At 50.5% G+C, this 7313-nt stretch carries 6 protein-coding genes and 3 pseudogenes; 8 read left to right on the top strand and 1 reads right to left on the bottom strand.

The features are described from left to right. Nucleotides 1–150: 150 nt before the first annotated feature. From MJ768_RS14335 to MJ768_RS14305, 7 genes and pseudogenes are all read left to right on the top strand, one after another. Nucleotides 151–1815, top strand: a complete 1665-nt coding sequence (locus MJ768_RS14335; RefSeq protein WP_239292677.1) for a CTP synthase — start codon at nt 151–153, stop codon at nt 1813–1815. A gap of 7 nt (nt 1816–1822) precedes the next feature. Next, complete coding sequence (gene kdsA, locus MJ768_RS14330; protein ID WP_239292675.1) at nt 1823–2674, top strand: 3-deoxy-8-phosphooctulonate synthase; 852 nt, start codon at nt 1823–1825, stop codon at nt 2672–2674. Nucleotides 2675–2692: 18 nt separating this feature from the next. Next, the gene (gene eno / locus MJ768_RS14325) at nt 2693–3976 is read left to right on the top strand and encodes a phosphopyruvate hydratase (protein ID WP_239292673.1); all 1284 of its coding nucleotides are present in this window, start codon (nt 2693–2695) and stop codon (nt 3974–3976) included. Between the two features lie 32 nt (nt 3977–4008). Next, a complete protein-coding gene (ftsB, locus tag MJ768_RS14320) occupies nt 4009–4344 on the top strand; it encodes a cell division protein FtsB (RefSeq protein WP_239292671.1) in 336 nt (111 codons plus the stop codon). A gap of 242 nt (nt 4345–4586) precedes the next feature. After that, on the top strand, nt 4587–4841 hold the full coding sequence (locus tag MJ768_RS14315) for a YqhA family protein (protein ID WP_239292669.1): 255 nt from the start codon (nt 4587–4589) through the stop codon (nt 4839–4841). Nucleotides 4842–4999: 158 nt separating this feature from the next. Further along, nucleotides 5000–5251: a hypothetical protein gene (locus MJ768_RS14310; protein WP_239292667.1), complete on the top strand. Its 252-nt coding sequence runs from the start codon at nt 5000–5002 to the stop codon at nt 5249–5251. Between the two features lie 240 nt (nt 5252–5491). Next, a pseudogene (locus tag MJ768_RS14305) lies at nt 5492–6663 on the top strand (IS4 family transposase). A 14-nt stretch (nt 6664–6677) separates the two neighbouring features. Here MJ768_RS14305 and MJ768_RS14300 read toward each other — a convergent pair. Next, a pseudogene (locus MJ768_RS14300) lies at nt 6678–6895 on the bottom strand (IS5/IS1182 family transposase); the annotation flags it as partial. Between the two features lie 74 nt (nt 6896–6969). Between MJ768_RS14300 and MJ768_RS14295 the strand changes: the two are divergent. Next, nucleotides 6970–7225, top strand: a pseudogene (locus MJ768_RS14295) (winged helix-turn-helix domain-containing protein); the annotation flags it as partial. Between the last annotated feature and the right edge of the window lie 88 nt (nt 7226–7313).

Genomic DNA, 7313 nt, shown 5'->3' with positions numbered 1-7313 from the left:
CCGATGATAGTGTACATACGTATGTGAAAGTAGGTCATCGTCAGACTCCTTGCAATCAACAAAGCCCTCCATGTGAGGGCTTTGTTGTTTATAGTACATCGAGAGCTCTCCTTTTGAGAGTGATAAGGATTTACGGTATCATCGCACCTCATGATTAAATACATTTTTATTACTGGCGGCGTGGTGTCCTCCTTAGGTAAGGGCATTGCAGCGGCTTCACTCGCGGCGATTCTTGAATCCCGCGGCCTTAAAGTAACGCTACTTAAGCTGGACCCTTACATAAATGTTGATCCTGGTACCATGAGCCCCTTCCAGCACGGTGAAGTGTTCGTTACAGAGGACGGTGCAGAAACGGATCTAGATCTAGGACATTACGAACGTTTCGTTTCAGCCAAGATGCGCAAGGCCAACAATTTTACAACTGGGCAGATATATGACAGCGTGATTCGCAAGGAACGTCGCGGCGAATACCTCGGGAAGACAGTGCAGGTCATCCCGCACATTACGAATGAAATCAATGCATTTATTGAACGTGGCGCAGCGGCTTCGTATGATGGCAATGCCGATGTGGCCATCGTCGAAATTGGCGGAACGGTAGGGGACATTGAATCTTTGCCATTTTTGGAAGCTGCCCGGCAGATGGGATTGCGCCATGGACGCAGTGATACGGCCTATGTACATTTGACATTGGTGCCATACATTGCCAGCGCGGGTGAATTGAAAACCAAGCCGACTCAGCACAGTGTACAGAAGCTACGTGAGATTGGTATTTTCCCAACCGCTTTGTTATGCCGCGCAGATCGACCGATTCCTGATGAGGAGCGGGCCAAGATTTCATTATTTTCTAATGTGCGTGAAGAGGCTGTGATTTCAATGTGGGATGTGGACAGTATTTATAAAGTTCCACAGATGTTGCATGAGCAGGGTTTGGATCGCATCGTCTGCGAACAACTGGGATTGTCCCATCTTCCACCTGCTGATTTGTCAGTCTGGGCCAAGCTTGTTCATGCATTAGAGCATCCGCAGCATGAAGTTACTATCGGCATGGTCGGTAAATATGTTGAATTGACTGAGTCATATAAATCTCTCATCGAAGCTTTGCGCCATGCGGGCATACACACTTCGACGCGCGTCAATATCGAATATATTGATTCAGAAATACTCGAAAATGGTGGTATAGATGGCCTCAAGAGTCTCGATGCGGTTCTAGTTCCGGGCGGATTTGGCAAGCGCGGCACCGAGGGGAAAATTGCCGCGATACGCTATGCCCGTGAAAATAAACTGCCCTACCTTGGTATTTGCCTTGGCATGCAGCTAGCAGTGATTGAATATGCTCGCCACGTGGCAGGGATGATGGATGCAAATAGCACCGAGTTCAATCCAGAAACAGAGCATCCGGTGGTGGCACTTATTACCGAATGGCGCGACAGCGATGGCAAGGTCGAGATTCGCAGTACTGATTCCGATCTTGGTGGTACGATGCGCTTGGGTGCGCAGCGCTGCCCGATCAAACTCGACACCTTGGCTGCGACTATCTACGGCGGTGAAGTCAATGAACGCCACCGCCACCGCTATGAAGTTAATAATTACTATGTACCCGCGCTTGAGAAAGCAGGTCTGGTGATTTCTGCTCGCACGCCGAGCGAAGCCTTACCGGAGATTATGGAGTTGCCGCAAACTATGCACCCGTGGTTTATCGGCGTACAGTTCCACCCTGAATTTACTTCCACGCCGCGCGAAGGCCATCCCCTTTTCAAAGCATTTGTTGAAGCGGCTATTGAACGCCGTAAGTCAGCGCTTTCTGCAAAAAAATAGCGGCCATATGAAACTATGTAATTTTGAAGTCGGCCTGAGTAAGTCATTGTTTCTGATTGCAGGACCTTGTGTGATTGAGTCCGAGCAATTGGCACTGGACACGGCGGGGCAAATCAAGGAGATTTGTCTGAAGCTAGGTATCCCATTTATTTACAAGTCATCTTACGACAAGGCAAATCGCAGTTCTGGCAAATCCTTTCGTGGTTTTGGAATGGATGCGGGCCTGAAAGTTCTGGACAAGGTGAAGACTCAAATTGGCGTACCGGTTCTAACCGATGTGCATAGCATTGAGGAAATCGTGCCGGTTGCCGCAGTGGTTGATGTTCTGCAAACGCCTGCCTTCCTGTGCCGTCAGACCGACTTCATTCATGCCGTTGCAAGTGCTGGACGCCCGGTGAATATAAAGAAGGGGCAATTCCTATCGCCATGGGACATGCAAAACGTGGTTGCAAAGGCGCGTGAGGCTAGCGGTCAGGACAACGTCATGGTGTGTGAGCGCGGTGTATCATTTGGTTATAATAATTTGGTGTCGGACATGCGTTCCTTAGCAGTAATGCGTAACACCGGTTGTCCGGTTGTATTCGATGCCACGCACTCGGTGCAGTTGCCGGGCGGGCAGGGCACAGTAAGCGGCGGACAGCGCGAATTTGTGCCAGTGCTGGCGCGAGCGGCTGTAGCTGCTGGCATTTCCGGGCTGTTTATGGAAACGCATCCCAATCCGGCGCAGGCATTGTCGGATGGGCCGAATGCCTTCCCGCTTGGACACCTGGAGGAACTGTTGCATACCTTGAAAAGGCTGGATGAAACAGTCAAGGAACAAGGCTTTATCGAAGAAAACATAGACTTGAGCAATGTTTAGTGAATGAAGGAATGAGTTATGAGTGCAATTGTAGATGTTATAGCGCGTGAGATTTTGGATTCCCGTGGCAATCCCACGGTCGAGGCAGATGTCTTGTTGGAATCCGGCATTATGGGGCGTGCTGCGGTGCCGTCTGGAGCATCCACCGGGGACAGAGAAGCTGTCGAACTGCGTGATGATGATAAACAACGATACTACGGCAAAGGCGTGTTGAAAGCGGTGGAGAACGTTAATACCGAAATCGCCGAAGCTATCATTGGCTTGGATGCCGCCGAACAGGCGTTTATTGATCAGACTATGATTGATCTGGATGGTACCGAAAATAAATCTCGTCTCGGTGCAAATGCCATCTTGGCGGTATCCATGGCGGTGGCCAAAGCCGCTGCGGAGGAATCCGGCTTGCCGTTGTATCGTTATCTGGGTGGAGTGGCGCGAATGGGAATGCCCGTGCCCATGATGAACATCATCAACGGCGGCGCACACGCCAACAATAACATTGATATGCAGGAATTCATGATTATTCCGGTTGGTGCGGCCAGCTTCCGCGAAGCGTTGCGTTGCGGGGCAGAAATATTCCACGCGCTAAAGGGGCTGATCGACGACAAAGGCATGCCTACTACCGTTGGCGACGAAGGTGGTTTCGCACCAAATCTGCCGAATAACGAAGCAGCATTACAGTTGATTATCGAAGGGATAGAGGCAGCAGGTTATGTGCCCGGTTTGGATGTGGCTATCGGTGTGGATTGCGCTAGTTCCGAGTTTTACAAGGACGGTTTGTACCATCTGGAATCAGAAGGTATCAAGTTGACATCCGCGCAGTTTGTTGATTACCTTGCCAATTGGGTCGACAAATATCCGTTAATTAGCATAGAAGATGGTATGAGTGAGCATGATTGGACTGGCTGGAAGCTGCTGACCCAGCGCTTGGGCAGAAATGTGCAATTGGTAGGCGATGACGTCTTTGTAACTAATACCAAGATATTACGCGAAGGAATTCGTCAGGGCTTGGCTAATTCTATCCTGATTAAAATAAACCAGATCGGTACGCTGACTGAAACTTTCGCTGCCATCGAGATGGCTAAGCGCGCTGGCTATACTGCAGTGATCTCGCACCGCTCAGGTGAGACTGAAGACACTATGATTGCCGATATTGCCGTGGGTACCAACGCCCTGCAAATAAAAACCGGCTCACTCTCTCGCTCCGATCGCATGGCGAAGTATAACCAGCTGCTACGCATTGAAGAAGACATGGGCGACAGCGCGTATTATCCTGGACGAGATGCATACCACCAATTGGCATAATAGGCTTAGCGCTTGATCTTAATTTAATATAGATGCGCTGGGTCTCGCTGATACTGATATCTTTGCTACTGCTATTGCAGTATCCGCTGTGGTTTGGGAAGGGTGGCTGGTTGAAGGTATGGGATCTTGATCGCCAAGTTGAGGAACAGAAACATATCAATCAAAAAATTCAAACGCGCAACGCGGTTCTGGATGCTGAGGTGCGCGATCTAAAGCAAGGTACTGAAGCCGTGGAAGAGCGCGCTCGAAGTGAGCTGGGCATGGTCAAGCGAGACGAAGTATTCTTTCAGATAGTGGATGATCATTCGTTGTTGCCTGCGTCAGCAGTGCTTGATGTCAAGGCAGCTAGTGGTGTGCATCCGAAATAACCGTACATATAAAATCTAGATTTCCGCCAGCCCGTTGTTTCCACAGTCCAATTATGATGTCTCTTCGTGCCATGCCTGGCGCCAATCTGGATGTATTTTAAACTCTACCTTTGGCATGAATGTCATATTTCAAAGTACCACTATTTCGAATGCACTGCACCAGTAAAGCGCATCATAAGCAATAGAATTTATGTGGAGGCTTGGCCACTAAATGTTTATTGCTTTGGAGGTTTGTGCCATGCATGTTGCCAAGCCAAGCAATGCAGTTGAGTTCTGACGATGACCGCTCCCTGCGAATTATTTCCAAGCACAAATGTGTTGAAGCGCGCATTCAAATTCGCAGCCGTGCTGCCGGCTGCGGCCGGGATGACGGACAAGGACATGGCAGAAAGACCTCCAGCAAGATCTTGGTTATTGCCAGTCTGGACGACCTCAAGGTGCGGCTGGCCAAGGTAATTCTGGTGATGCTGATGTCACCCTGTTCGAGGAAGCACTGAACATGAAGATATCGTCCCCCCTCGATCTGCTTTATCTTGGCGGTGCCATCGCCCTGATTGGTGCATCACTGTTTCTGATTCTCAGGGCAGAAGACCACTGAAATAACAGTCATAACTCTCTAATCAAAAAAATAAATTATGTTCTCGCTACCCTCAATGTGGAACCTGATGATCTCCACCATCGTGTTTTCATTGTCGCTTGGTATGTTCGCCGTTTTTTGGAAGAACAGGGTTTTAACAATGGCAAAAAACGCGACATACTGGTGTTTGTATTTGCCTCCTTGGTGTCATGGGGTGCGGGAGAGGGGGCGGACTGGACCCAAGAGAAAATTGAGGGGAAGAGTCAGGCAGCAAAAAACTCGAGCGATCTCCCGGAACTACAGAAGGTGGTCAATCAGATACCACAGTGATCCGCTGATTGTCAAGCTAGTGTAGTGCGTCATAATTAATGGAACTTATATGTCGTAGAGCGCTTCTTTGCAGGCAAAGTCAGCCAGATTCAACCAGTGCTCACTGCTGTCCGGTTAAAAGAGAGGGCGAACCGCTGAAAGCCATGATTGTCGCTGGATTCCAAGCAATGAAGGGTGCCTCCGATTTGAATGGCGAAGAGCGAGTCTGGCAGTCTTCTGGTTTTTCTTTTGGAGGCTGTCATGAACATCGGCAAAACGCTGTTCGCTCAACTCATGGACTTCCCCTCCCCTGGAAGACTTTCCATCGCATTGTCGATCGTTGCGGCGGCGATCGCTACGTAAAGTCTATGACATGCGCCGATCAATTCTGTGTGATGGCCTTCGCGCAACTGACATACCGCGAGAGTCTGCGCGACATCGAGGTCTGTCTTTCGGCGCAGTCGGCCAAGCTCTACCACATGGGCTTGCGGCAGGAGACCAAGCGCTCGACGCTGGCCGATGCCAACGAGGCGCGCGATTGGCGTATCCACGCCGAATTCGCCCAGCGACTGATTGAGCAAGCCCGCAAGCTCTATGTGGACGATAGCTTTGGCATCGAGTTGGAGAACACGGCTTACGCGCTGGACTCGACGATCATCGACTTGTGCCTGTCGCTCTTTCCGTGGGCGTTGTTTCGCACCACCAAGTCGGCGGTGAAGATGCATACGCTGCTGGACTTGCGCGGCAACATTCCCAGCTTCATCCACATTTCCGACGGCAAGCTGGGCGATGTCAATATGCTCGATATTCTGGTACTGGAGGCCGGAGCGATCTACATTATGGATCGTGGTTATCTGGACTTCGCCCGGCTTTACGTATTGCATCAGGCACAAGCCTTCTTCGTCACACGCGCCAAGTCGAACACCCGGCTCAAGCGCGTCTATTCGGCTCAGGTAGATCACAGCGCAGGTATCATCTGCAATCAGACCGTCGCACTCACCGGCACCACCAGCCGCAAGAACTATCCAGAACATCTGCGCCGCATTCGCTACAAAGATACCGAGACCGGCAAAAAGCTGGTATTCCTGACCAACAATTTCAGCTTGCCAGCAGCGACAATCTGCGCACTCTACAAGGCACGCCGGCAGGTAGAATTGTTTTTCAAATGGATCAAGCAGCATCTGCGTATCAAAAAGTTCTACGGCAGCTCAGAGAATGCGGTGAAGTCGCAAATCTGGATCGCCGTATCGGTCTATGTCCTTGTCGCTATCGTCAAAAAGCGCCTCAATCTGGACGCTTCGCTCTATATTTTGTTACAGATATTTTCGCTCATCCTGTTCAAGAAAATGCCCATTCAGCAAGCGTTTCCGGGCAGCGACTACAAATCCGAACAGGATAACGACTACAATCAATTGAATCTATTAGTTTTTTAACCGGACAGTAGTGACCAGTGCTGGATAAAGTGGGTGCGTAGCATACGTTCAAGTCCAATCGGGGGGCGGCCATTGCCTCGCTTCGGGTAGTGCGGGTCTATCACGGCACATAGATCTGCCCACGGCGCGATGCGGTTCATCGTGTCCAGGAATTGTCGCGCCGCGTCGGCCTGCGGGGTTGTTCAAATCCAGTTTCGTATTTCGCCGCCATCGCCAGAGTCTGTTGTTTCATTGCCGTCAACCATATTTGTCTACTACAGTTAGAACGTACGACCTGTGAGATCGGTGGACTTAATCAGCGTAGACTTAATCAAGCAGGAGTGCCATATTTCCATGCCGATCCGGACGGTGGGGCATTATCTCAAACGTTGAGGATTTACACCGCAAAAGCCAATCATGAAAGCGTACGAACAGCGACCGGAGGCGGTAAAGCAACGGCTCGACGAGCAGTATCCGGAGATTGCCAATTGCCAGGTGCGCCCGTATCGAGGACGGAGAAATTCACTGGGGTGATGAGACGGCACTAGTTAATACCGATGTACGCGGGCGTGGTTTTGCGCCTAGCAGCCTGTCGGGCTCACACCATGAAGGTATCCAGTTTCGGCAACATCGCTCTTGATGGTAGCAAGTTCAAAGCCAACGCATCCAGG

It is taken from the genome of Candidatus Nitrotoga sp. 1052 (genome assembly GCF_927312905.1).
Lineage (GTDB): Bacteria > Pseudomonadota > Gammaproteobacteria > Burkholderiales > Gallionellaceae > Nitrotoga.
This window is presented reverse-complemented; position numbering and strand designations above follow the sequence as displayed.

Excerpts from the sequence above, each read along its gene's own strand:
- MJ768_RS14335 (WP_239292677.1), top strand. The coding sequence starts at position 151 with ATGATTAAATACATTTTTATTACTGGCGGCGTGGTGTCCTCCTTAGGT.
- kdsA (WP_239292675.1), top strand. The coding sequence starts at position 1,823 with ATGAAACTATGTAATTTTGAAGTCGGCCTGAGTAAGTCATTGTTTCTG.
- eno (WP_239292673.1), top strand. The coding sequence starts at position 2,693 with ATGAGTGCAATTGTAGATGTTATAGCGCGTGAGATTTTGGATTCCCGT.
- ftsB (WP_239292671.1), top strand. The coding sequence starts at position 4,009 with ATGCGCTGGGTCTCGCTGATACTGATATCTTTGCTACTGCTATTGCAG.
- MJ768_RS14315 (WP_239292669.1), top strand. The coding sequence starts at position 4,587 with ATGTTGCCAAGCCAAGCAATGCAGTTGAGTTCTGACGATGACCGCTCC.